The 25,280-nt window shown below is 61.8% G+C and carries 22 protein-coding genes; 14 read left to right on the forward strand and 8 right to left on the reverse strand.

Features of this window, described 5'->3' with window-relative positions; genetic code table 11:
- The first annotated feature begins 10 nt into the window (after positions 1-10).
- Entirely contained in the window at positions 11-364 is a 354-nt protein-coding gene (locus ABD842_RS12985) for a superinfection immunity protein (RefSeq protein ID WP_345114522.1), read from the forward strand.
- A complete protein-coding gene (locus ABD842_RS12990) occupies positions 361-723 on the forward strand; it encodes a hypothetical protein (protein ID WP_345114524.1) in 363 nt (120 codons plus the stop codon). Before ABD842_RS12985 ends, ABD842_RS12990 begins: the two co-directional genes overlap by 4 nt.
- A gap of 619 nt (positions 724-1,342) precedes the next feature.
- Here ABD842_RS12990 and ABD842_RS13000 read toward each other — a convergent pair.
- Positions 1,343-3,109, reverse strand: coding sequence for a hypothetical protein (locus ABD842_RS13000; protein WP_345114526.1), 1,767 nt, complete (start codon positions 3,107-3,109; stop codon positions 1,343-1,345).
- Positions 3,110-3,540: 431 nt separating this feature from the next.
- On the opposite strand from ABD842_RS13000, the gene ABD842_RS13005 reads away from it, so the two are divergent.
- A complete protein-coding gene (locus tag ABD842_RS13005) occupies positions 3,541-3,798 on the forward strand; it encodes a hypothetical protein (protein ID WP_345114528.1) in 258 nt (85 codons plus the stop codon).
- Here ABD842_RS13005 and ABD842_RS13010 read toward each other — a convergent pair.
- Positions 3,795-4,211, reverse strand: coding sequence for a hypothetical protein (locus ABD842_RS13010; RefSeq protein WP_345114530.1), 417 nt, complete (start codon positions 4,209-4,211; stop codon positions 3,795-3,797). The two genes, ABD842_RS13005 and ABD842_RS13010, sit on opposite strands and share 4 nt — an antisense overlap.
- A 278-nt stretch (positions 4,212-4,489) precedes the next feature.
- Between ABD842_RS13010 and ABD842_RS13015 the strand changes: the two genes are divergently transcribed.
- Entirely contained in the window at positions 4,490-4,954 is a 465-nt protein-coding gene (locus tag ABD842_RS13015) for a LytR/AlgR family response regulator transcription factor (protein ID WP_345114533.1), read from the forward strand.
- Positions 4,955-5,056: 102 nt separating this feature from the next.
- Here the strand turns inward: ABD842_RS13015 and ABD842_RS13020 are convergent, their stop codons facing one another.
- The gene (locus ABD842_RS13020) at positions 5,057-8,527 is read right to left on the reverse strand and encodes a PAS domain-containing protein (RefSeq protein ID WP_345114535.1); all 3,471 of its coding nucleotides are present in this window, start codon (positions 8,525-8,527) and stop codon (positions 5,057-5,059) included.
- Between the two features lie 133 nt (positions 8,528-8,660).
- Between ABD842_RS13020 and ABD842_RS13025 the strand changes: the two genes are divergently transcribed.
- On the forward strand, positions 8,661-8,888 hold the full coding sequence (locus ABD842_RS13025; RefSeq protein ID WP_345114538.1) for a hypothetical protein: 228 nt from the start codon (positions 8,661-8,663) through the stop codon (positions 8,886-8,888).
- A gap of 177 nt (positions 8,889-9,065) precedes the next feature.
- On the forward strand, positions 9,066-9,731 hold the full coding sequence (msrA, locus tag ABD842_RS13030) for a peptide-methionine (S)-S-oxide reductase MsrA (protein WP_345114541.1): 666 nt from the start codon (positions 9,066-9,068) through the stop codon (positions 9,729-9,731).
- A 58-nt stretch (positions 9,732-9,789) separates the two neighbouring features.
- Here the strand turns inward: msrA and ABD842_RS13035 are convergent, their stop codons facing one another.
- A complete protein-coding gene (locus ABD842_RS13035) occupies positions 9,790-11,511 on the reverse strand; it encodes an alpha/beta fold hydrolase (RefSeq protein WP_345114544.1) in 1,722 nt (573 codons plus the stop codon).
- 514 nt (positions 11,512-12,025) lie between these two features.
- Here ABD842_RS13035 and ABD842_RS13040 point away from each other — a divergent pair.
- A complete protein-coding gene (locus ABD842_RS13040; protein ID WP_345114550.1) occupies positions 12,026-12,625 on the forward strand; it encodes a TlpA family protein disulfide reductase in 600 nt (199 codons plus the stop codon).
- Between the two features lie 91 nt (positions 12,626-12,716).
- Here ABD842_RS13040 and ABD842_RS13045 read toward each other — a convergent pair whose 3' ends face one another.
- The 3 genes from ABD842_RS13045 to ABD842_RS13055 form a co-directional block, all read right to left on the reverse strand.
- Positions 12,717-12,989 carry a hypothetical protein gene (locus ABD842_RS13045; protein ID WP_345114553.1) on the reverse strand — a complete coding sequence of 91 codons (273 nt, stop codon included), beginning with the start codon at positions 12,987-12,989 and terminating at the stop codon, positions 12,717-12,719.
- Between the two features lie 135 nt (positions 12,990-13,124).
- A complete protein-coding gene (locus ABD842_RS13050; RefSeq protein WP_345114556.1) occupies positions 13,125-13,340 on the reverse strand; it encodes a heavy metal-binding domain-containing protein in 216 nt (71 codons plus the stop codon).
- Positions 13,341-13,449: 109 nt separating this feature from the next.
- Entirely contained in the window at positions 13,450-14,916 is a 1,467-nt protein-coding gene (locus ABD842_RS13055) for a L,D-transpeptidase family protein (protein ID WP_345114561.1), read from the reverse strand.
- A gap of 282 nt (positions 14,917-15,198) precedes the next feature.
- Here ABD842_RS13055 and ABD842_RS13060 point away from each other — a divergent pair, with 282 nt between their 5' ends.
- The 7 genes from ABD842_RS13060 to ABD842_RS13090 all read left to right on the forward strand — a co-directional run bounded on the left by ABD842_RS13060 (position 15,199) and on the right by ABD842_RS13090 (position 24,629).
- Positions 15,199-16,365: a hypothetical protein gene (locus ABD842_RS13060; protein ID WP_345114564.1), complete on the forward strand. Its 1,167-nt coding sequence runs from the start codon at positions 15,199-15,201 to the stop codon at positions 16,363-16,365.
- A gap of 80 nt (positions 16,366-16,445) precedes the next feature.
- Positions 16,446-17,135, forward strand: coding sequence for an HD domain-containing protein (locus ABD842_RS13065; RefSeq protein WP_345114566.1), 690 nt, complete (start codon positions 16,446-16,448; stop codon positions 17,133-17,135).
- Positions 17,136-17,230: 95 nt separating this feature from the next.
- Positions 17,231-17,473 carry a hypothetical protein gene (locus tag ABD842_RS13070; protein WP_345114568.1) on the forward strand — a complete coding sequence of 81 codons (243 nt, stop codon included), beginning with the start codon at positions 17,231-17,233 and terminating at the stop codon, positions 17,471-17,473.
- Between the two features lie 112 nt (positions 17,474-17,585).
- On the forward strand, positions 17,586-20,162 hold the full coding sequence (gene gyrA, locus ABD842_RS13075; RefSeq protein WP_345114571.1) for a DNA gyrase subunit A: 2,577 nt from the start codon (positions 17,586-17,588) through the stop codon (positions 20,160-20,162).
- Positions 20,163-20,339: 177 nt separating this feature from the next.
- Positions 20,340-21,482, forward strand: a complete 1,143-nt coding sequence (locus ABD842_RS13080; protein ID WP_345114574.1) for a tetratricopeptide repeat protein — start codon at positions 20,340-20,342, stop codon at positions 21,480-21,482.
- Between the two features lie 940 nt (positions 21,483-22,422).
- Positions 22,423-23,430, forward strand: coding sequence for a hypothetical protein (locus ABD842_RS13085; RefSeq protein ID WP_345114577.1), 1,008 nt, complete (start codon positions 22,423-22,425; stop codon positions 23,428-23,430).
- A 182-nt stretch (positions 23,431-23,612) separates the two neighbouring features.
- Positions 23,613-24,629, forward strand: coding sequence for a GDP-mannose 4,6-dehydratase (locus ABD842_RS13090; RefSeq protein ID WP_345114580.1), 1,017 nt, complete (start codon positions 23,613-23,615; stop codon positions 24,627-24,629).
- Between the two features lie 15 nt (positions 24,630-24,644).
- On the opposite strand, the gene ABD842_RS13095 is transcribed toward ABD842_RS13090, so the two are convergent.
- Positions 24,645-25,280 carry a lipid-A-disaccharide synthase N-terminal domain-containing protein gene (locus ABD842_RS13095; protein WP_345114583.1) on the reverse strand — a complete coding sequence of 212 codons (636 nt, stop codon included), beginning with the start codon at positions 25,278-25,280 and terminating at the stop codon, positions 24,645-24,647.

The raw sequence follows: 25,280 nt of genomic DNA on the forward strand, positions 1-25,280 counted from the left end.
ATCTAATAATATGGCTTCAGTATTACTCATCGGTGGTTTGAGCGGCGCACCAGGTGGTATCGTCGGGATGCTCATTATTCTGTTCCTGTATTTTTTGCCAGCTATTCTGGGACGGAATCACCGGCAGAGCAATTCCATCACCATCCTGAATCTGCTGCTCGGCTGGACGGTGCTGGGCTGGATTGGGGCACTGGTCTGGGCTATGTCGAACGATAAGCCGCAGGCGGTCGTCGCGCGCGCCGCCGCGGTGCCCAGGTCCGTGGCCGACGAACTCAGCAAGCTACAGGGCCTGCGTGAGGCCGGCGCGCTGAGCGACGCCGAGTTTCAGCGCGAAAAAGACCGTCTGCTTTCCCGTACCGCATGAGCACTACCACTTCGCTTGCGCCCCTAGCTGGTAAGCTGCCCGAGTTCGACCAGGAGGCCATGGACCGACGCTTCGTGGCCGAGGTACACCGACTCTTCGAAGTAGGTGTCTTCAGTACGTTCCGCGAATTCCTGGACGCCATCGCCGCCCACCCCTCGCTGTTGAGTAACATCGAGTCGGGCAAGAATCACTGCAACCAGCGGATGCTCTACAACCTACTACGCCAGTACCCGGCCGCCGACGTGAACTGGGTGCTGTTCGGGGCCGCCTTGACGGGACGGGCTGAGCCGGTCCGCACCCTGCAGCGCCAGCGGGGAAGGCCGGTGGAAAAAGGCGTTTCCACACGCAAACCCGCCTAAAACCATGCCCATTCGAAGGTGTGAAATTACAATAACTTGATAAATAGACGATTGAAAACCTTGTTCCGATCCCGGCAGGAGGCTCTTGTTATCGTACCCGGAGCACCCGGAAAATGGCTTCTCGCGTCGCAGAAGCGGTTTTCCGGGTTTTTTGCGTTCAGGCCAATCGGTGGTCTGCAACGCGAAACAGGGAGGATCTTTGACGGCTACGCCGTGGGCCCAGCTTGCGCTGCCGCTGCCGGGCCAGGAGTGGTCGCCGGGCAAGACGGCCAAAGATATGTTCGTTGAGGCAGTGCTCTGGCGGGCGCGTTGTGGGGTGTCGTGGGGTGATTTGCCCACCGAGCGTTTCGTCTTGGCTGACAGGGCATATGAGGCCGCCTACGCACGGAATCAAATCCAGCAAGCCAGGGCCACGGCCGTGATTCCTAGCAAGAAAAACCGCCTCATCCCGTCGCCCACGATACCGAAATCTGCAAAGAGCGTGACCCTATTGAACAAGCCACTAACGGCTTAAAACGGTTCCGGGCCGTGGTAACCCGGTTTGACAAACACGCTGCTAACTACTTTGCCACCTGTTGCCTGATTGTGGACTTAACCTGGCCTCAACTGCAAACACTCCCTAAATACTCTGCTGCGCTGAGCGTTGATTACACATGTTCATCAGCTCTACTTTCCACAGATAATTAGGGTACGTAGCATCCATAGACGCCCTGGCTGACATATTGGGACGGCAGGATATAAACCTGATTTCTACCACGCCCTGATTGACAGTGCCGGATAGTAAAGAAGCGGAATAGCCGTTGTATGCTATGCTGTAGGCAGGTGCACCGGGGCTCAGGAAATACAACCGAACCGGGTAGCACGTTTGGGTCGGGTCACAATATAAAGACCCACCACTGGGCAAAATGCCCGGACCGTTCGCCGTAAAGGCAATCTGAATGCTCACTATATTATTGGCATTGCATACTACCTGAGTGCCGTTGATGACCGGAGCGGTAACTGTGCCGGTGCTGCATGGGCTGGCAATCAGCTGGGTGGTTACCCGCTTGGTCAGGCCATTGGAAAATTTACCGTTAGTGTAGGTGAGGTCGTAGCTGAAGGGTTGGTTGGTGGTGGCGCTGGTAGTAGCCCGTAGGCGAATGCCACCGTCGGCTTGGTTAAGCTGGGTGAGCGTTACGTTGGGGTTGCTCACGTTGCTGACGCGCAGGTACCGATTGAACACGTTGCGCACACTGGTCGAGTACTGGGTGCGTAACTCTTTAAACCTGGTGCTCGGCCGCAATGTCTGGGGTAGCGCATTGACAATTTCGTTAAAGGATGATCGAAACGAAGTGAATTGTGCCATACCGGCATTTAGCAGCGAACCACCGGGAAACGTCGCTTCATCGCCTTGGAAGAAAGTGCGGTATTTGGCCGTAACCGCCACGTCAAGTTCCTGGCCCAGCTGGAAGACAGTCTGGTTCAGGTCAAGTCCTTCGTAGGGCTTCAACGCCTTGCTGAGCAGGATGCCGGTAATCGAATAGAGCTGCAGCAGATGTACCTCGAAGCTGCCTACGGTTAGGGCCAGGGCCAGGAGCACCCCAGGGTTGGGGGCGGCTACTAACAGCTTGGCGCCCATCAAAATAAGCGGAATATGCCCGGCTGTAAATATGGCCGTTGTGATGAAATGGCCCATGCTCACCTCTACCCCGGCCTCGTAGTCGGACACTGCCTGGGTGCTGCGTAGCGCGGTGGCGCTGGTGGTGAAGGCGGCGGTCAGGCTTTCAAATTCGGCGTCTACTGCCGCGTTGGCGGCCATAGCACGCGCAAATTCCTGCTTATCGGCTGCTGACAGATTCTGGAAGCGGGTCTTGTACTCGCTCAGCAGCGCTGCCTGCTGCAGCACATCCTGTTTGAGGGGCAGGTAATCGGCGGGCAAGCCCCCGTCTTGGATCAAGGCATCGGCGTGCGTATTGATTTGCGTGAAGTTGCGCAGCATCTGCGTTTCAGCCGCCGTAAAGTAGGTTTCTGGGCTCTGCAGGTTGGCAACAGCTACCACAACCACGGGCACTGTGTAAACCGTGTTGTTCGCGGTAAGCCGGAGGGTGTAGGGGCCGTTTGTCAAACCGGGCAGCATGAAGCAGGCCAACGTGTCCTTGGGCGTTATCTGGACCTTGATTTCATTAATGGTGCCCTCCAGCGGCTGGGTTCCCAGTATACTTTTAGGCGACCTCAACAACACTAGCTCATACGGGGCATGTTGGGACTTGATTGTTTTTAGCGCCGTGGTGTCAGTTGTAGAATCGGGGTCGGGGTCTTCCGACGTATTGTTACAGGAGGGCACCAGGATCAGGCACAGCAGAAAAGTGATTGTGCGCATCAGCGAGCAAAGGGCTGTTGAATCCATACAATGAAGGGTGAGGTATCAGGTTGAAACATTGATGCAGAGCAGGGGGCAACTAGCTATTCGGCTAGTTGCTTGCAAGCTTACTTAGTTCTGTTGCCGACTGCCATACCTTGCTTGGGGTAGAGTATACCGGAGGCCGGCTGACCTGAATTCAGCTAGGATGGCTGATGCAAGGCAATGCGTCCAGCCTCAGTAGTGTGGGAGCAGATAGTAGATCGTGGGCAAACACCGAAGGGTAAATGGCCAAGGCCCGCAACAAGCTGGCAAGGCAATAGCCGTTTTTTATACAGTTCTTAATTTATATTTATTTTATTAAATATTATACTTTAAAAATAAAATAAATGCTCCCACGAAATAATGCCGGGCCCCATGGGGCAATCCGGCCGCGGGGCGGATTTCGTACGTTTGGCTCCACAGTAAAAAAGCAGGGTATGAAAAGCCACGACTTACCGGTGTCGGCCAAGCTTGAGCGCAGTGCTTCCGACCGCCTTATCATCGCCATCAGTGCCGCGCTGGGGCAGGCGCCCTGGCGGATGGAATTGCTGCGTACTACCTGGAAAAGCCTGGGTACCGCCCTGGCCGCCGCCTACGTAGCCGACTGCTACCTGGGCGCCCACCCCCAGAAGCGGCAGCAGCTTGACCGCGCGGGCCTGGTTTCCGCCATTCAGCTGACTATGCCCAGCCTTTAGCCGGCCCCGGGCGGCGCAACATGCTGCAGCCAGCCGTAGGCCGTGGCCAGATCATCGAAGGTGACCACCAGCGGGCGGGTCACAAACTTCATGGCCGTATCCATGGAGTTGCGCACGGCCCAGTGCACCGGATACACCCAGGCGACGTACTCCACGCCGCGCTGGGCCAGCTGGTCGTAGTAGTACTCGCCCACCCAGCGGGCGGCCTTTTCCCAGTTGGTTGTGACCTGGCTGTTGTCGTTGAGGATTTTGGCGCAGGGACGCAGCTGCAGGCAGCGCAGTACTTCGTAGCCGCCCCGCAGCGCGGACGCCTCGTCGTGCTCCCCCTTCCATTCCACATAGAGCCACTGATTGGCCGGATCGTAAGCAATGCAGAGGCCTGGAGTGTCGATATAGTGCTGCAGCTCATCCATCGGCTTAAGGTGCAGTTTTCGGGCGGCTTTCGCAAACTCCCCACGGCTTAACCACCCGGCCACCACGGGCCGGCGCAGAACAATAACCTGGTCTTACGGGCCGGCTGCTGCCGGGCGCGCGGCCGGCGGAATGTCAAGGGCTGGGGGAAGTTTAGTTTTCATTATTCCTATATATTTACACTCTGCCTTTTGGGGTGGCCCGTGGCAAGACTGCTTGGTAAAGCCAGCTATTTCACCCGGGCCTTTGAACAAGGTTTTAGCTTGCTTCTTCTCGGGTTATGGTAAATAATTACGCGGCCGGGACTTCCCCGCTGACCTGCGCCATTCTGGACGATGATGAAATCAACCGCCTGTCGCTGGAGCACTTTATTCGCCTCAACGGCAGCCTGCAGATCGTCGTGTCCCTGTCGGGAAGTGTGGAGGGCCTGCAGTTTTTCAGCACGGGCCGGCGCGTCGACGTGCTGTTTCTGGACGTGGAGATGCCCGACCTGAACGGGCTGGATATGCTGCGGCTGCTGCCCGAGCCCCCGCAGGTGGTCCTCACCACCGCCCACGAAAACTTTGCCTGGGAAGCCTACGAGCTGCGGGTAACGGATTATTTGGTCAAGCCCTTCGACTACGAGCGGTTTGAGCTGGCCGTGCAGCGCGTGGCGGCCCACCACCGCACGCTGGCGGCGCAGTGCCACGGAACCAGCCGGTCGCCCCAGCCGGGCCCGGAGCCCGGCAGCGTCACCCATCCCTGATTCCGGCGGGCTAGTGCGCTGGGGCTCCTTAACGGCTGACCCGCCGAGGAAGTGGCCCGCCCGCCTTTGGCAGAAGCCCCGGGGTCGACCAAAAACCGCAGATCAGTCGGGGCGCAGGCCGGCGGCCAGCTGCGTGAGCAGGTCGGGCAAAGTCAGCAGCAGCAGCTGGGCGGCTCGCTGCCGGGCGGCTTCGGGAGCCTGCTCATCTTCGAGCGTCGCCAGGGCGGGCAGCACCCGGGAAACCTGCAGCAGCTTCAGGGAGGGCTTCAGCTTGTGAGCGGCCCCGGCGGCCCGCGGCCATTGCGCGGTGGCCGCAGCTTCGGCCAGCTCCTCAATAAGGGCGGGGGTGTGGGTGAGAAAGGAGGTCAGGATACGGGGCACAAAATCGGGGCTGCCGTGGGCCATGCGGTGCAGCCCCGCCAGGTCGAACAGCGGGGCCACGGGCGCAAGCAGGGCCACCATCCGGCTGAGCAGCTCGGCTGCTTCGAAGGGTTTGGCCAGGCAGTCGTCGAGGCCGGCGGCCAGGTACCGCTCGTTGTCGGCCCGGAAGGCGTTGGCCGTCAGGGCAATGATGGGAGTGCGGGCCCGGGCCGGGTCGGGGCAGCGGCGGATGTGGGCGGTGGCTTCCAGGCCGCTCATGCCCGGCATCTGAATATCCATCAGCACCAGGTCGTACGGGTGCTGCTCGAACAGGGCCAGCGCCGTGGCGCCATCCGCGGCCGTATCGACCTGCACGGCGTAGCTTTCCAGAACCAGCTGCGCCAGCTGCCGGTTCACGTCGTGGTCCTCCACCAGCAGCACGCGCCGGCCGCGCACGGCGTCGGCATCGGCCGGGGGCTGGGCGGGGGGAATGGCGGCGGCGGCGGCGGCTTTGGGGAAGGTCAGCGTAAAGCCAAACGAGCTGCCCTGGTCCGGTACGCTGCACAAGACCAGGTGGCCCCCCAGCTGCTCGACCAGGCTGCTGCTGATGGACAGGCCCAGGCCGGTGCCGCCAAAGCGGCGGGTGGTATCGGCGTAGGCCTGGGAGAAGGTTGAGAAAATGGTTTCCTGCTTGTCCGGGGTCACGCCCATGCCCGTGTCGCTGACGCGGAAGCCGATGGTCAGGCTGGTCGGGGTTTCGCGCAGCAGCGTGCCGGCCAGCACAATGTGGCCTTTTTCGGTAAACTTGAGGCTGTTGCTGAGCAGGTTCAGCAGCACCTGCTGCAACCGCTGCGGGTCGCTGAGCACAATGGGCTGATCCAGCGGCAGCAACTCCAGCCGAAACCCCAGGCCCTTGCCGGCCGCCTGAAACGTCAGCGTCTGGCCCAGGCGGTGCAGGACCTGGTTTAAATCGAAGGCAATGTGCTCGAGCTCCAGCTTGCCAGAGGTGATTTTGGCCACGTCGAGCACATCGTTGAGCACACCCAGCAGGTGCGTGCCCGAGTTGCGGATGATGGTCACGAACTCCTGCTGGCGGGCACTGAGCTGGGTGCGGGCCAGCAGGCCGGCCATGCCCAGCACGCCATTCATGGGCGTACGAATCTCGTGGCTCATGTTGGCCAGGAAGTTTTCCCGGGCCCGGGCGGCGGCTTCGGCTTCGCGCTTGGCCCGCTTCAGCTCGGTGATGTCGGTGCAGACGGTCAGCACTTCCAGCGTGCCGTGGGGGCGCACCAGGGGGCGCTTCACCACCTGTAGCTGCCGCACCTGGCCATCGGCCAGGGTGAAGGGCATTTCGGTGGACAGCTCCTGCCCGGTGGCCATTACCCGGGCGTGCCACTCGTTGAGCTGGCGTACCTCGGCGGCTTCGGGCGTATCGTCGTCGTCGGGCCCCAGCTGGGCGTGGCGGCTGCCCTGCAGCAGCAGCTCGAAGCTGGCGTTGGTAAAGATGGGCGTACCATTTTTGTCGGCCACGTACAGGAAGTTGGGCGAGGTGTCGACGATCTGGCGGATGAACTCCTGCTGGGCCTGCACCTCGGCCTCGCTCTGCCGCTGCCGCTCCTCGGCCAGGTAGCGGTCGGTGATGTCGAGGCCCAGGCTCACCACCAGGCGCAGGCTGGCATCGGGGCCGAAAATCGGGGCCAGGCGGCGCAGCACCCGGCGCGGGCCGGCGGCAGACTCCAGCGTTTCTTCCCACTGAATCTCCTCGCGCTGCTGCACGGCCTGCTCAAACATCTGCCGCCGCTGCCGGGCCAGGGCCACCGGCCGCTGCCGGTAGGCGCAATACTCAAAATCATCTTTCCCAATCAGCCAGGCGCGAATCTCGGGGTTCTTGACGCTGACCGGGTTTACGAACAGGTAGCGGTGCCGGGCATCAAGCACCGAAATATCGGCCGAGAGGTTGTTGAGAATGGTTTCGTAGAACTCGCGCTGCTCGGCCAGCTGCAGCTCGGCGCGGTGCTGCTCGGTCGTATCCACGCCGTAGGCCACCACCATGCGCAGCGTGCCGTCGGGGTGGAACAGCGGGCGGAAGCGGCGCAGCATGTGAATAGAGCCGGGGCCGGTTGCAATGGTTTCCTCCCAGCGCACATCCTGCCGCGCGCGCACGGCCTGCTCAAACATGGCCTGCCGCTGCTGGGCCAGTGCCAGCGGCCGGCCCCGGTAGGCGCACACCGCAAAGTTGGTTTGGCCAATCATCCACTCCCGGGTGGGCTCATCGGTAATCACGCTGGGATTCACGAACAGGTAGCGGTGCTGGGCATCGAAGACGGAAATGGCCACCGGCAGCTCCTCCAGAATGGTTTCGTAGAACTCGCGCTGCTCGGCAAACTGCTGCTCCACCTGCCGCCGGGCGGTAATGTCGACCAGGTACAGGGTGGCGTAGCCGGCGGCCGGCACGGGGGCCGCGGTGAGCAGGAAGTAGCGGGCGCCGACGCCGATTTCCTGCTGCTGGGGGGCCGCCGTGCGCAGGGCAGTGGTGACCAGCTGCAGCAGCTGGCGCTGCAGGGCCGCCCCGGCCGGATCCTCCAGCTGCTGCACCACGGGCCGGGCCGCGGGATTGGCGTAGAGCAGCTGCCCGGCCGTGGTGAGGCGCAGAATCGGGTTGGGGCTCTGCTCCGAAATCAGGGAGGCCGTGTGCAGCTGCGCCTCGCGGGCGTGGCGGCTGGTCACGTCGCGGTAGCACACCAGCCGCCCGGCCATGGCGTTGTCGAGCACCAGGTAGTCGCGCTCCAGCACCCGGCCGTCGACCAGCACGAGCTCCTCGTTGAGCACCGTGCGCCCGGCCTGACGAATTGCGGCGGCCCGCGCCAGGTGCGCGGCCGGATCGGGGAAGTGGTGCTGCATCCGGGCCGCCACGCTCAGGCCCATGGCGCGCGGCAGCCCGGCAGCCTGGTCTTCGAGCCCAAACAGCTCCAGGAAGCGCTGGTTGACCAACTCCACCTGGCCGCTGTCGTCCACGAGTAGCAGCCCCATGCGCAGGTTCTGGACCAGGGCCGAGAGGCGGGTGGAGTAGCGCTGGGCGTTGAGCTGGGTTTCGACCAGCTGCTTTTTGAGCCCGGATACCTCGGCTTCGGCCCGCTCGCGCAGGCGGCGCTCAGCCTGCAGCTGGGCGGTAAGAGCGGCCACGGAGTCGGCCGGGACGAAAGAAGAGGGCATAGGGGCGCGGAACAGGCGGGGGATAAAAGCTCAATATACACGGCTGCCCGACCCGCCCCAACTGCGCCGCAGGTCCCGGCACACTATTTCGGCCCCCGCCGCAGTTCTTTTCCCGTACCAACTTTGCCCGCTGATGAAAACCGGAATCCTGCTTTTGTTGGGTATCCTGCTGCTGGTGTTGAGCACCGCCGCCACCGCGGCCCGGCCCAGCGCCTGCGCCCGGCCCAAAATGAAGGGGCCCCTTTACGTGCACCGGCCCAACTACAAAATCTGCCGCGGCCATCCGCGGCGCCACCGCACCTGGCTGGGCCGTCTCATTCCCCAAACCCACCGCGCCCGCCCGGCCCGCAGCCGGCTCTAAGGCCGGCCACGGAGTGGTCCGCCAATCCTGGGCGGCAGGTGTCTGCGGAGCTGGTCACGTGCCCCGGAGCCGGTAAAAACCCCGCGGCGCGTGACTTTTTGCTGGCTTCGGGGTTAAGTTTACGGGGGCGGCCCAGTAGGCCGCTCCGGCCTTTTTTTCGTCTTACTTGCTTCGCTCATGTCCTCTTTTAGAATGAACCTGGCGGCCCTGGTGCTGCTGGCTGCTGCCAACCTGGCGGCCTCAGCCCAGACGCCGACGCGCCCCACGGCCGGCGCGGCCCCCAAGAATCTGAGCGGCCTGGCCGTGGCTACCTTCGGGGGGGGCTGCTTCTGGAGCTGCGAGGAAACCTTTGAGGAGCTGCGCGGCGTGCGCGAAGTGGTAGCGGGCTACGCCGGCGGCACGGTAAAAAATCCGACTTACGAGCAGATTGGGGGCGAAAAAACCGGCCACGCCGAGTCGGTGCAGGTGTACTACGACCCCCGGCAGGTCAGCTACCAGACGCTGCTGGAGGTGTTTTTTCTGGGGGCCCACGACCCCACCCAGCTCAACTACCAGGGCCCCGACACCGGCCCGCAGTACCGCTCGGTGGCATTCTACCGCAGCGCGCAGGAAAAGCAGCTGCTGGAAACGACCATCCAGCGCATCAACGCCACCCGGCACTACGCGGCGCCCATCGTGACGCAGGTGACGGCCTTCACGCAGTTCTGGCCCGCGGAGGCCTACCACCAGGGCTACATGCGCCTGCACCCCGAAAGCGGCTACATTCAGCACGTCTCCCAGCCCAAAGTCGACAAGTTCCGTCGGGCTTTTGCCGACCAGCTCAAGCCCGGCAAGGCCCTGTAGCGCCGGGGTGCGGGCCTTATCCGGAAGGGGGGCGGGTGCGACGGGCTGGGCCGGCTGCTTAGGGCGTGAGCAGAAAGTCGAGTACCGTTTGGTTGAAGAGGGCAGGGATTTCCTGGGGCGCATTGTGTGAGGCTCCGGGAAAAATTGCCAGCCGGGCGCCCCGGATGTGTCGGGCAATAGCGCGGGTGTGGGTTTCGCGAATCAGGTCGTACTGCCCGGCCAGCACCAGCGTGGGCGCCGTAATGGCGGCTAGCTCGGTAAAACTCAGCCGCGGCTCCTCAAGCAGCAGCTGTACCAGCCGGGCCTGCTGCCGGGCGCTGGTGTCGGGTCGGGCAGGCAGGCTTAGGAGCTGCTCGCGCAGGCCCGCCAGCACGCCCGGGGCCAGCGCCTGCTCGGTAGGAAACAGGTTGGGGGCCATCAGCACCAGCCGGTCGACGGCGGCCGGGTGGGCCAGCGCCAGCTGCAGGGCGGTATTGGCTCCGTCGCTCCAGCCCAGCACGCTGGCCCGCTCGAGGTGCAGGGCCTGCAGCAGCTGCCACGCATCGGCGGCAAACAGATCATACGAAAGCGGCCCGGTCGTAAAATCCCGGCTTTTCCCCTGAGCCCGGGTATCGACGGCAATAACGCGGAAATGACGGGCCAGCGGCGCCAGCTGCCGCTCAAAGGCCGCCACCGATTGCCCGTTGCCGTGCAGCAGCAGCAGCGGCGCACCCTGGCCGTACTCTTCATAATACAGCCGGGCACCCCGTACCGGCACGTAGTGGCCCGCGGCGGCACTGTCGCCGTAGTGGTGCGAATCCGGGGGGGCGGGCTGAGGGTGCTCGACAAACTGCAGGTACTTCAGGCTGTCGGGCACCGCGTAGGTGGCCGGGGTCGGTGCTGAGCGGCGGGGTGCGGCGCCGCGGTACGAGTCGGCGGTAAGAAACAAACTCAGGTGGCCGGGCCGCACCTCCCGCCAGGGGGCCTGGCTTTTGTCGCGAAACAGAATGGCGTGTCCCGGGGTCGGCACGGCGGAGAGGCCAAAAGCTTTCGGGGTACCCGGGGCCGCCTCGCTCTGCAGCCACTGCAGCGTAACGGCCACCTGCCGATGATTCTGGAGCAGAATCCGGTACGGGGTCAGGTCCACGCTCACCCAGCCGCGGGGCTGCGTTACCTCAAAGAGAATATCCGGATGGGGCACAGGCGCGGCGGGCCGCCCGGCCTGCACGGCGTACAGGTTCAGGCGAAACCGCACCCGCTGAAATCGGTTGAAAGCCACGTGAAAGCGCAGCTCCCGCAGCCGACAGTCCGGGTCCAGGTCAAGGATGGTGCCCTGCTCCTTGCCCAGCTCATCCTGCTCCAGGGCTGGCTCGGTATACATCCTGGCGACCATGAAGGCAGAGGCCCCGGTACGGCCAAAGGTTTTGGTGGTCACGTTGCCCGGCCGGACCGTCACGTCACCCAGCTCCACCGCCGCCGCCCGCAGCTGCACGGTTTGCGGGCCCGCCCGGAAAGCCGCTACCGGTACCGCGGCCGGCGTAAACCCCACGCAGGACACGACCAGCTGCACCGCGCCGCTGGCCAGCAGGGTCGTGGGTACCCGGAAGTGGAAGCGCCCCTGGGCATCGGCTACCGAACCCAGGGGCTGCTGCTGAATTCCCAGCGTGGCAAAGGGCACGGGTGCCTGGCTGACCTGGTCCCGCACCTGGCCTTCGAGCAGCAGGGACTGTGCCGCTACGGGGCTTTGGAGCAGGAGAAAAAATGAGAACAACAGAAAGTGACTACTGGAGCGAAGCGGCATAATAACGTGAGCGGCAAGGGTTGTCAGTTTGCCAAGGAGTAGGGGCAGCGGCTAAAGGTTGCCTCCCGGGGGCTGCTACAGCGTAAGTAACTCAGTCCTTGCCCCGCGCCAATGCCGGAGTAGGCTCCCGCGCGGCCTGCTACTCAGCCCCTGTCTTCGCGCCAGTTCCCCAGTCAGGGCGGACAGGCGGCCCGGGCCGGAAACTCTCCAACGCGACGTTATGCGGGGACTCTATGCCCTGCTTGCCCATTCGGGAGCGGCGCAGCCCGCAGCACTACAACGGGCGCCGGCCTCGTTTCTGCGTGAGCACGAAGTTGCGGTATTACCGGCTGTTTGAAGCCCCGGCCCCGGCCATTCTGCTGATCTTCGGCATGGGGGCCGACCCTCCGGGCGCCTGCACCATCGACCCCGGCGTAGCGGGGCCAGCTGCCTGGTCGGCACAGTTGGTTTCGTCCGGCGTATATTGGCCGGCGGGAGTCCCGCCGCTGGTCAGGCGGCTTGCCCTGTCTTTCTTATGAAATCAATTGCGCTGAAATGGCCTGCCTGGGCCCGCTCCGCGGCCTACATTCTGGTGCCATTGCTGCTCTACGCATCGGGGCTGCACTCGGAAGTAATCGGTGGGGCGCAACGTTTGCTGCTGGCGACGGGGTTGTTTGTGCCCCGGCTATCGGCCCCGGTGGCCCCGGCCAAAGCCGACTACAGCCTGGCCCTGCGCACGCTGGACGGGCGCCTGACCACGCTGCAGGCGCTGCGGGGCAAAGTGGTGTTTCTGAACCTATGGGCCACGTGGTGCCCGCCCTGCGTGGCCGAGATGCCCGGAATTCAGCGCCTGTCGGAGCAGCTTAAAACCGCGCCCAACGTGGCGTTTGTCCTGCTTTCCCTGGATCAGAATCCCGACAAGGCGCGCCGCTTCGTAGCCCGGCGCGGCTTTACCATGCCCGTGTACTTGCTGGCCGGGCCGTTGCCCGCCGTGTTTGAGTCCGGGTCTATTCCCACCACTTTCATCATCTCGCCGGCCGGGGAAATCATCGTGCGCCACGAGGGCATGGCCGACTATGACCGGCCCGAAGTCGCGGGCCTGCTGCGCCGCTTGCAGACGGCCACCGTGGAGTAAGGCCCAAATGGGGCGCAACCGCATCGGAGGACCCAAAAAAGCGGCTACCCCGTGTAGGGTAGCCGCTTTTATGCTGGGTTGCGAAATCGGGTTAGTTAAGCCAGACGGTGTGCAGCAGCTCGAAGCGGTGGGGGGCATACGCGTTGAAGTATGGGGCCTCGGCCTCGAAGCCCAGCACGTGCACCAGCGGCATGCCTTCCAGGTGCGACTCGACCACGCGCACGGGGTAGAGCTGGCCTTCCACCGGCCAGTCGCCAGTATGGTTGGCCGGGCGGCTGCTGGCATCTACGCAGCGGGCAAAATCCACGAACGGAGCGTGGCTGGTAGCTTCGGCAAGGGTCAGATTGGCTACTTCGTGCGACATAAAACAAAGGGTAAAGCGAAAAGGGAGACTGTCCGGCCGCTAACCGGGCAGTCATTCAACTAAGTAAACAAAAAAATGCGGGGTTGGTGCCAGCGCCCGGACTACTTTATTAAGGATTAAGGCCGCGCTGGGCACTCAGCTCTTTTTCTCGAGCTTCATGCCGCATACCGGGCAAGTGCCGGGCTTGGCACTGGTACTGCCTGCGCAGCGCATCGGGCACTCGTAAACGGCCGCCGCCGCTTTAGCCGCCGGCGCGGGCGGGGCGGCCGTCTCGGCCGACTTGCTGCCGCAGGCGCCGAGCAGGCTGCCGGCCAGCAGCAGCGTGGCCGCAAAAAGGGTTTTGCCTTTCATGAGGTCGTTGGAATGGAAACCACAAAGGAACGGCAGAATATCGAATGAACGGACGCCGGGCCCCGGAATTGTTCGGCCCCGGTCGGCCTTGCTGCCAGTAGCCGCTGGCTCAGGGCCGGGCGAAGAAGGCCCGCAGCAGGGCCGGGTCCTTGTCGTAGATATCCGGGTAGGAGCGGAGCTGCCCCTTTTCGCCGCCGCAGGTGTAGTAGCGGAAGTGCAGGGGCAGTCCGCGGCGCAGGTCGAAGCGGTGCTTTTCGTGGCGGGCCGGGCCGGTGAGGGCGGGGCGCAGGGTGGCTGCGGTACCTTCCCGGCGCAGCAGGTAGTCGGCCAGCAGCAAGGGGTTTTCGACCCGCACGCAGCCGTGGCTCAGGGCTCGGTCGGGCCGGGCGAAGACGCTGCGCACGGGCGTATCGTGCAGGAAAACGGTGTGGCGGTTGGGGAAGTAAAACACTACTTTACCCAGGGCGTTGGTGCGACCGGCCGTCTGGCGGATGGTGTAGGGAAACGTCTGCGGAGTGACGTGGCGCCAGCGTACCCGCCAGGGGTTTACCCGCTCGTTGGCCGCGTTTCGAAGCTCATAGTGGTGGTCGGCCAGAAAGCCGGGGTCGCGCTGGATTTTGGGCAGCAGCTCATTCACCGCAATGCTGTAGGGCACCCGCCACTCCGGGGAGGTTATAAACACGATAATGCGGCTGTTCAGGGTGGGAGTGGGCATAGCCGGCGCCCCGACCACTACCCGGTGGGTCTGCACCACCCGCCCGTTGCGCACCAGCGCGAGCCGGTACGCCGGAATATTGACCATGGCGTACTCCGAATCCGGGGCTGCTTCCCAGCGCAGACGCTCCAGGTTGATGGCTACCCGGCGGAACAGGGCCTGCTCCCCGCTCAGCAGCCGGGCCGAGTCTTCCGGACAGGCGGCGGCCAGCGTGGCCTGCCAGGCGAGCAGCAGCTGCTGGTAGGCCCGGCTGGTGGGCTGGCACGCCGCCCGGAAGTCAGCCAGCGTGCCCGTATCCAGGGCCTGGCGTAGTTGGTCGGCGGCCGTCAGGCTGGTCGTTGCCAGCGGGGCTGGTGCCAGGGTAGTGCTGAGCAGCCGCCCCCGCTGCAAATGGGTGGTGTAGCGCAGCAGCGCATCGGTGAGCTGCAGCTCAAACAGGCCCAGCCGGGGCCCGAGCCGGTCAGCTTGCAGGAGCCGGAGCGTGTCGGGCAGCGCCTGCAGCGGTTGCCAGTCGTATTCGGCCGGCGGCAGGCCGTAGTCGGCGGCCCGGGCCAGCCAGCCCAGGGCTTCGGTGGCAGCGGCCGTCCAGCCCGCAGGCTGGGTCCAGACGGGCTCATAGCCGGTAGAAGCGTAGAAGAGGTGGACGCCGGCGCCGGCCTGCAGGCCCAGGTGCTGGTAGGTGGCCACCGGGCCCAGGGCTGCCGTGTCGAGCAGGGTCCGCAGGGTCCGTACGGCTTCGGTGCCGGGGCGGGGCAGCCCCGCAAAGCCGGTCGGCGGCGGGGCTGCGGCCATCAGCAGGCCGCAACAGGTGCCAGCGACCAGGCGGCCGGCAGCACGCACGTAGTTTCTTAGCCAGACCATGGTTGTGGGGCAAGAAAAAATGGGGAAAGCGGTGCGGGTAACGGGGCAGAGCATACCGGGCAAACAGCAGGAGCAGGCATGTCAGCGGGTGGGAGCCTGGTCCGGCGAGCCTCTTTCTCAATATAAGCATTGCCCCCGCCAAAGTCAACCGCGGCTGCCGTGGGGGAAGGCAGCAGGCCGAATTTTAGGGGTTGCCGGCCCGGGAATGGGGGGGAGTGCGTACCTTGGTCCGGTCAGGCTGCTGTTGGCCCCGGCGCATTATTTCATCCGTCCCGCTCATCTATGCAGTTGCAGGAAGTGCTAACCCCGGCGCAGGCCCGTGAATTTCTGGAATTTCCGGTGCGCCTCTACCAGAACGACCCTCAGTATATCCGGCCGCTGGACAAGGACATAACCCAGGTATTCGACCCCCGGCAAAACAAATACTTTCACCACGGGGAGCTCACGCGCTGGCTGCTGCTCGACGAGGCCGGGCAGACGCTGGGCCGGGTCGCCGCGTTTATCAATGAGCGCACGGCCCGCACCTTTGAGCAGCCCACCGGCGGAGTCGGCTTTTTTGAGTGCCTCGACGACCAGCTCGCGGCCACCGCCCTGTTCGACGGCTGCCGCGCCTGGCTGATGGCGCGGGGAATCGAGGCCATGGACGGTCCCATCAACTTTGGCGACCGGGACCAGTGGTGGGGCCTGCTGCTCGACAACTTCGGCGCCCCGCTCTACGGGCAGAACTACAATCCGCCCTACTACCGGCGCCTGCTCGAAACCTATGGCTTCCAGCTCTACTTCAACCAGTACACCTACTTCCGCAAGATTGCCACCCCGCTTTCCCCCGGCTTTCACACCCGGGCGGCCGCGCTGCTGCAAAATCCCGAGTACAGCTTCGAGCACCTGCGGCTGAATAACCTGGCCAAGTACACCGAGGACTTCCGTCAGGTCTACAACAAGGCCTGGGTGAAGCACGACGGCGTGAAGGAAATGACGCCCGAGCAGTCGGCTACCATCATGCGCAAGCTGCGCCCCATCATCGACGAGCGGGTGTGCTGGTTTAGCTACCACCGGGGTGAAGCCGTTGGGTTTTTTATTGGCCTGCCCGAGCTCAACGAGCTGTTTCGCTACGTGAATGGCAGCCTGAACTGGTGGGGTAAGCTCACCTTTGCCTGGCACCGCTGGCGCGGGGCCGTGCGCACGCTCACCGGCGTGGCCTTCGGCATTGTGCCCGCCCACCAGCGTCGGGGCCTCGAAATCGCCTTTATCCTGGCCGTGGCCAACACCCTGCAGGACAGCACCAAGGTGAGCTACGAAGACTTTGTGCTGAACTGGGTGGGCGACTTCAACCCCAAAATGATGCGCGTGGCCGAGCTGATCGGCAGCAAAGTCTGGCGTACCCACGCCACCTTCCGCTACTTGTTCGACCGCAGCAAGGAGTTTCAGCGGGCTCCGCTGATTGACTAACGCCGCTGTGCCCCGACCAGCGCTTTGACCGGGTTGCCGCCCCGCAGAGTCGGGGCGGCAACTTCCTCATACCGTATCGTATGCCACCGAATCACCTGAGTCCCGCAGCCATCATCACCCAGACCGCGGACTTTATCCGGGAGAAGTTTCTGGGGGAAGGCTCCGGCCACGACTGGGACCACATCCGCCGGGTGTGGCAGACCAGCCGCGCTATTGCCGCCACGCTGCCCCGGGCCGACCCGCTGGTCACGGAGCTGGGTGCCCTGCTGCACGACGTGGCCGACTGGAAATTTCACGCCGGCGACGAAGAAGCTGGTCCCCGCGCGGCCCGCGCCTGGCTCACCGGCCTGGGGGTGGACGAAGCCGTGGTGCAGCGGGTCGAAACCATCATCCGGGAAATTTCCTTCAAGGGGCTGGGCGTGCCCACGCCCATGAGTACGCCCGAGGGCGAAGCCGTGCAGGATGCCGACCGGCTCGAAGCCATCGGCGCTATCGGGGTGGCCCGGGCCTTTGCCTACGGCGGGCACAAGGGCCGCCCGCTGCACGACCCGGCCGTGCCGCCCGTTCAGCACGAATCTTTCGAAAGCTATAAGCAGAACTCAGCGCCTACGATCAACCATTTTTACGAAAAGCTGCTGCACCTGCGCCAGCGGCTGCACACGCCCGCCGCCCGCCGGCTGGCCGAGGAGCGCCACCAGTTCATGGAAGCCTTTTTAGCGCAGTTCCTGCGCGAGTGGGACGGCCGGGACGTGGCTGAGCTGCTGGGCTAAGAAGCTTCCTTCGCGGCGCGGCGCGGGCCGGTGGCACCGCTGGCCGGTGGGCGGGAATGTGCCGGCCCCAACTGTCAAGTGCTTACTTTTACCCCATGAACATTCGTTTCCTGACTTCCCGGCTGCTGCTGCCGCTGCTGGTGTTGCTGCTGGTGGCCTCATGCCGGACCTGCCCCATGGTTTCGTGCCACACCCGCAAGGTGCATACCCACAACGGAAACAAGTACCGGGGCCAGCCGCTGTGGAAAAAGCAGAGCCCGGCGGTGGGTGAAAAAATTAAGGTCCATACCCCCAAATCCGGCACCCACAAGGCCGATAAAAGCAAGGGGAAGAAGTAGGCGCGATTAGGCCAAACAGGCCTTTTTTCGTATCTTGCGGGCTTCACCTAGTACTCACTCACCGGTGTCGGAAATGCCCCGTAAAGGGCCTCCGGCTGACTAAGATTTCCCTATGGCGGAAGGCGAAAAAATCATTCCGATTAACATTGAAGACGAGATGCGCGGCGCCTACATCGATTACTCGATGTCGGTTATCATCTCCCGGGCTCTGCCTGATGTGCGCGACGGCCTGAAGCCCGTGCACCGCCGCGTGCTCTACGGCATGTCGGATCTGGGCGTGTCCTACAACAAATCCTATAAAAAGAGTGCCCGTATCGTGGGTGAGGTGCTGGGCAAGTACCATCCCCACGGCGACTCCTCGGTCTACGACACCATGGTGCGCATGGCCCAGGACTGGAGCCTGCGCTACCCGCTCGTCGACGGCCAGGGCAACTTTGGCTCCATCGACGGCGACTCGCCGGCCGCCATGCGTTACACCGAAGCCCGCCTCAAGCGCCTGGCCGACGAGATGCTCGGCGACCTGGACAAGGACACGGTGGACTTTCAGCCTAACTTCGACGATTCGCTGGAAGAGCCCAGCGTGATGCCCGCCAAGTTTCCCAACCTGCTGGTCAACGGCACAACGGGTATTGCCGTGGGCATGGCTACCAACATGGCCCCGCACAACCTGACGGAAGTGGTGGATGGCATTATTGCCTACCTCGACAACGAGGACATCACCATTGCCGAGCTCATGGAGCACGTCACGGCGCCGGACTTTCCGACCGGCGGCACCATCTACGGCTACGAGGGAGTCAAGCAGGCCTTCGAAACCGGCCGCGGCCGGGTGGTGATGCGGGCCAAGGCCCACTACGAAACCCTGCCCAGCGGCAAGGAGCAGATCATCATCACCGAAATTCCCTACATGGTGAACAAGGCCTCGATGATCGAGAAGACGGCGGCCCTGATCAACGACAAGAAGATCGAAGGCATTTCCGACCTGCGCGACGAGTCCGACCGCGACGGCATGCGCATCGTCTACGATCTGAAGCGCGACGCCATGCCCAACGTGGTGCTCAACAACCTGTACCGCTACACCCAGCTGCAGTCCTCGTTCGGCGTCAACAACGTGTGCCTGGTCAAAGGCCGCCCGATGACGCTCAACCTCAAGGAGCTGATCCACTACTTCGTGGAGCACCGTGCCGACGTCATTATTCGTCGGACGCGCTACGAGCTGGCCGAAGCCCAGAAGCGGGCCCACATCCTGGAAGGCCTGCTCATTGCCCTCGACCATCTGGACGAGGTCATCAAGCTCATCCGCGCTTCCCGCGACGGCGACGCCGCCCGGGCCCAGCTCATCGAGCGCTTCGCCCTGAGCGAGGTGCAGGCCCGCGCCATTCTGGACATGCGGCTGCAGCGCCTCACCGGCCTGGAGCGGGATAAGATCGTGCAGGAGTACGAGGAGCTGATGCGCCTCATAGACCACCTGAAGGCCGTGCTGGCCTCCGACGTGCTGCAGCGCCAGATCATCAAGGACGAGCTGCTCGAGATTCGGGAGCGGTACGGCGACAAGCGCCGCACCATGATCGAATACGCCGGCGGCGACTTCTCGATGGAGGACATGATTGCCGACGAGAGCATGGTCATCACCATCTCCCGCGAAGGCTACATCAAGCGTACCGCCCTGGACGAGTACCGTTCGCAGGCCCGCGGCGGGGTAGGAGCGAAGGGCGCCGCTTCCAAGCAGGACGACTTTACCGAGCACCTGTTTGTGGCTACCACCCACGAGTACCTGCTCTTTTTCACCGAGCTGGGCCGGGTGTTCTGGCTGAAAGTGTACGAAGTTCCGGAAGGAGGGAAGAACACCAAGGGCCGGCCAATTCAGAACCTGATTGAGATTCCGCGCGAGGATTCGGTCCGCTCGGTCCTGAATGTGCGCGGCCTGCGCGACCCGGACTATCTGGAAAACACCTTCCTGATGTTCTGCACCGAGCAGGGCACGGTGAAGAAAACTCCGCTGGAAGCCTATTCGCGGCCTCGCACGGCGGGTATCAATGCCATTACCATCAACGAAGGCGACCGGCTGCTCGACGTGCAGCTCACCAATGGCAGCAGCGAGATTGTGGTGGCCCTGCGCTCGGGTCGGGCAGTCCGCTTCCCCGAGGGCAAGGTGCGCTCCATGGGCCGCAACGCCGCCGGCGTGCGCGGCATTACCCTGGCCGACGAAAACGACCGGGTCGTCGGCATGGTCTGCATCTCGGATCCGGAGTCGCAGGAATTGCTGGTGGTTTCGGAAAACGGCTACGGGAAGCGCAGCGCGCTCGACGAGTACCGCGTTACCAATCGGGGTGGTAAGGGGGTGCGCGCCATGAAAATAACCGACAAAACCGGGGCCCTGGTAACCATTAAGGATGTGCAGGACTCGGATGACCTGATGATTATCAACAAGTCGGGCATCACCATCCGTCTGCGAATGAGCGACTTGCGCACCATCGGCCGTGCCACCCAGGGCGTTCGGTTGCTGAAAATCAGTGCCGGCGACGAAATTTCGTCGGTAGCCAAGGTGGCCGCCGACGATAAGGAACTGGAAGACGCTGAACTCGATGCGGTCCTCACCGGCAGCGCTGACGGGCAGGAGCCGGGCCCGGTGCCAACGGCCGATACTGATTTGGCTTCCCTTACTGACCCGGACTCGCTGAGCAGCAACTAAACCGCGGTAATACGGAGCCTGGGGGCTTTCAGGCACGGTATTCGATTTGGAATACGGCGTCTGAACGTCTGCCAGGCTTCTTTTCGGAGGTATCCGCAGCTGAACCTAGTGCTGATACCAGCCGTTTGTTCAAATATTTCCTTTCTCTCACCCTCGTTCCATTCTTCGGCAAAACCCATGAAGAAGATTTTTCTGACGCTTGTAGCTGCTGCGGCGCTGCATACTGCTTCGGCCCAGACTTCGGCCGTCACCAGCGCTATTCTGAATCAGCGGCAAGGCCTGCTGGATAAAGCCCGTACGGATATTGATGGCGCTATTCTGAACGCCAAAACCTCCGGTAAAGCCAAAACGTGGTATACCCGCGGCGAAATCTACGAGCAGCTGACGGCCAACCCGATCTTCGGCAAAGCCCTCAAGCCCGGCGAAGGCACCAAGGTGGCGTATGAGTCGTATACCAAAACTGTTGAGCTGGATACCAAGGATGGTGAATTTGGCAAGCAGGCCGTGCAAAAGCTCGGTAATCTGTACGGCCTGGCCCTTAATGCCGGAGTAGAAAGCTACAACGGCAAGAACTACGACGAAGCCTTGGCCTCGTATCAGATGGCCCAGCAGATTCGGCCGCAGGACACCACGGCTTATCTGTATGCGGCGTATGCGGCCGAAGCCAAGCAGGATTTTACGGTAGCCAAGGATACGTACAGCAAATTGCTGGCGATGAATTATAAGTCGCCCGCACTGTACAGCCGTTTGCTGCAGATTGCCCGGCAGGAAAAGAACGACGCTGAGGCCATGAAAGTGGTGCAGCAAGCCCTGGTGGCGTATCCCAACAACAAAGCCTTCATGCTCGAAGAGCTGAACATGTATCTGAGCTCCGGGCGCGGTCCGGAGGCGATTGGAAAGCTGGAAAAGGCCATCGCGGCAGATCCGACCAACGGGAATCTATATGCTGTATTAGGCTCGCTCTACGACCAGGGCAAGCAGCAGGAGAAGGCTCTGGGCGCCTACAAAAAGGCCGTTGAAGTAGATCCGAACAACTTTGACGCTCAGTTTAATCTTGGAGTATACAACTACAACAAGGCGGCTGATCTGTACACCAAAGCCAGCAAGATGGACCTGGCAACGTACCAGAAGTCGGGCAAGAAGTTTGAGACGGATGGTAAGAAGTATTTCCAGGATTCTCTGCCTTACTTTGAGAAGGCTTTGCAACTTCAGCCAAACGATCGGGCGGTTATATCATCACTGCAGAAAGTGTACGTGCGGTTAGGTCGTCCGGCGGATGCTGAGCGTATGAACACGAAGTTGGAAGCACTGAAAAAATAAGCAGCTCTATTTCTTAATAAGGGTAGAGGTGTAGGCAATGCCCGGACGCGGAAATAGTGTTCGGGCATTGTTTTCAAATCATTACTTAACATAATATAAATTATAAGACAAAGATGATTTTGGTTTTTGATGTATCTGTGGCCAGTTATTGGGTTGGTTACACCACTGGATGATTCGGTCAGCCAGGACCTATTGTATCCGTTTGTATCCACGGTTAATCTGCTGGTTCGTCACCGCAGGGCAAGGTCGCTTTCTGGAATGGATGCTCTGGCTGGGCCGGTGAATCGGCCAAGCGTTGAGCGAATTCAGTTCAGCTGGTGGTTCATGAACAGGCCACGTTTTTTACTTTCATGGGATCTCACGATTCAAAACGACAAAGCCTATAGTAGCAGCTTCAGTAATGGACGTTCCTGAGGAGGTTGTATGAGCGCAGACCCCGCAATCGTGCCACCACTTGACCACACTTGCAGCATCCCGTACCAAACCAGTGCACTGTGGTAGCTGGCCGCGCTACCGAGATGCTGCAAGTGCGTGACTACGCCGGTCAGCACCACTTTGTTTTTCTGCGGGTCTTGCTAGCCCTTGGTTCACGCTCACCTCGGCGATATACTTTCCGAGACGCCTTGCTCCTGCCGGTTCAGCTTGCTTTACCGGCGACGGACTTTTCTATCCATCATCGGCACCTGTATTCAGTGAAAGTCTCACTGGGGCTCTTATCTGATCAATAGAGCCCGCTCAAACGCTCCCCTCCGCCCGCCCCTTCCTCTTTATGGTAGGTTGGTATTATTCTGAATAAGTACTTCTATGTATAATCGCCATTCAGGCAAAGTATAAAAAAGTATAAAAAAGCCTGAAAAAGTATTACTTTTTTATACTTTATACTACTTTTTTATACTTTTATGTCTTATACTTGTGTTTCCTGTTTGCTTCTGCCTTTGCCATGCCTAAGACCATTGACTACCCTCGTACCACTTATTTAAGCGCCTGGGAGATTGCTGAAGTCGTTGATGATACTGGTGGCAAGTGTGCCATTGAGACCTGTGCCCGTAAGCTGAGCCGTAAGGTCAGCGGCTCCTTCAAAGCCATCATTGGTTCCGCAGTCAAGTTTGGGTTAGTCACCAGCAAGCGGGAGTTGTTGACCACGACGAACTTGTTCCGGCGTATCAAACACGCCTATGACAAGCAGGAAGAGAAGATTTACCATCGGGAGGCTTTTTTGCATCCTCCACTCTTCACCCAGATCTGCCGTAAGTTCCGTAACCGGGAGCTTCCCGTCCATATGTTTGACGTGATGCTAATCCGGGAGTTCGGAGTGGAGGAGATCAATGCCCAGAATGTTGCCAAGGCCTTCGTGGACGGGGCGCGCATGGTGGGCATCATCGACGAGCGAAATATCATCGCGGATATTGACTTATTAGCCGCTCAGACCGGCCCGCGGCGGGAGCTGGCCAGTGTAGAGCTACCTGCCAACTTGTTCAAGCAAACGACGGCGGCACCACCCGGTACAAACAACCCAACCGTGGGTACCAGTTCTGCAACGGCCCCAGATACTCTTTCAGAGGATGTGCAGCCTAGTACTAACCGAGGACCGGCTATTATACTTCCCGTCCGTGGCAGAGACGCCGTATCCAGCCTCTTCGGGCTCGATACTGACGACATGGAAGACTCTGCGGACCCATCCCCGCCAAGCGCTTTAATAAGCGCTAGCACTACCGCTACTCCAGCTGAAGCCGTGCCTTCAACTGGAGTAGCGGTGAACTCTTCTGCTGTTGTATCAGAGACATATTCAGGTCCACCGACAACGCCCTTCTTACCCAGTAGCTCCGCAACCAGCTACTCAATTCACATCAGTGGTCCTGGCATTAATACCCAGCTGCTGATTCAGGACGCTGATGACCTGATTATCGTGAGCAGCCTGCTGGAGAAGATCCGCAAACGGCTTTCCTGAGCGGAACCACTACCCCTTTCCGACGGAATTGATTATTCGACTGCTTACAGCATAGAAGTATTATGTTAAGCTTGGAAATGGTCATTTCAAACGACTGACGGCTTTTCATCTTATCTTTATTGCCTTGCTTATCCGCCGGCGGCCACTCCTGGCTGCTTTTTTCGTTCTTCCTCGCTCTGTCTATGGCTTCGATTCTGGTTACCGGCTGCGCGGGGTTTATTGGGTCTCATTTGTGCGAGCAGCTTCTTTCCCAGGGACACCGCGTGAGCGGCCTTGACAACTTCGATCCATTCTACGACCGGACTATCAAGGAGCAGAACATGGCTGGCTTCGCGACCCACCCCCTGTTTTCGTTTCACGAACTGGACTTGCATCAGGGTGCCGAAGCCCTGGCCGATGCGCTGCCCGCCGAGCGCCTGGACCTGGTAGTACACCTGGCTGCCAAAGCCGGCGTAGGCCCTTCCGTGCGCCAACCGATTGCGTATCTGGAGGCCAACGTGGTAGGCACCGCTCAACTACTGGAGTGGATGCGGCTGCGGGGCATCGGGAAGCTGTTTCTGGCTTCCTCTTCTTCCGTGTACGGCAACACCCGCGAATTGCCCTTCCGGGAGGACATGCCCCTGCTGCAGGCCTGCATTTCCCCTTATGCCGCCAGCAAGCTGGCCTGCGAGCAGCTGACCTATACCTACCACCATCTGTATCAGCTGAACGTGCTGAACGCGCGCTTCTTTACCGTGTATGGCCCCCGGCAACGCCCGGACCTGGCGATACACAAATTTGTGCAGCTGCTGCGCGCCGGCCAGCCAATTCCGGTCTTTGGGGACGGAACCACCGCCCGCGACTACACCTTCGTGCTGGATACCGTGGACGGCATCGGCCGGGGCATCGACTACCTGCTCGGCCACGAACAGGTGTACGAAACCATTAATCTGGGCAATAAGCGCCCCGTCCAACTACTGGACCTTATCCGAACGATTGGACAGGCCGTGGGCCGGGAGCCACAACTGGCGTTCCACCCAATGCAGGCCGGCGACGTGGACGTGACCTACGCCGACATCCGCAAGGCCGAGCAGCTGCTGGGCTATGCTCCCCAGACAACGCTGGCCGCAGGTATCCGGCAGTTTGTGGCCTGGCTGGATGAGCAGCACCCATCTCAGCCTACCCTGCCGGCCGCAGCCCAACCAGCCGCGGCCTTGTAAACAACAGCCTAAAAGCTAGCTTACCCGCGGCGGCTCTTTGCGCAGCAGTACGATGTTACGGGCATACACCACGGTGCCGAAGACGTTGCCCAGGATCAGCACGGCATCGACGCGCAGGCTGGCGTAAAGCAGAATCAGCACGGAGCCCACGAGGCTGACCACCCAGAAGTGCAGCGGCAGCACCGACTCGCCTTTGCGCTCGGAGTAAATCCACTGGTAGACAAAGCGCAGCAGGAACACGACCTGACCGACGGCTCCCAGCAGCAGCCAGCCCCCGGGAATACGGGAATTCAGCATTCCCTGCAGACTAAAATGCTGGTTGCCGGCCACAAACCAACCCAGCATGGCCAGCGGAAATACGTAGGCAGCGGCCCGAAACCAGGCGTTCAGCTTATGCCATTCCCCCAGCAGCTGCAGGTTGCGGATGTAGATGGCGTAGCTAATGAGCTGGGCCAGCAGGATGATCGGGTCGTGGCGCAGCATGCCGTAGATAATCATCAGAAACGAGGATATCAGGCTGATCTGCCAGAACAGCGTGGGCACCAGCACCCGCTGGGCCCGCTCACTCTGCACCCATTGCAGCACAATGCGACTGGAAAACAGCAGCTGCGACACCAGGCCAATGCCCAGCGCAATTGTCTCCGTTCTCAT

The sequence above is a fragment of the Hymenobacter algoricola genome, from assembly GCF_039539525.1.
Classification (GTDB): Bacteria; Bacteroidota; Bacteroidia; order Cytophagales; family Hymenobacteraceae; genus Hymenobacter; species Hymenobacter algoricola.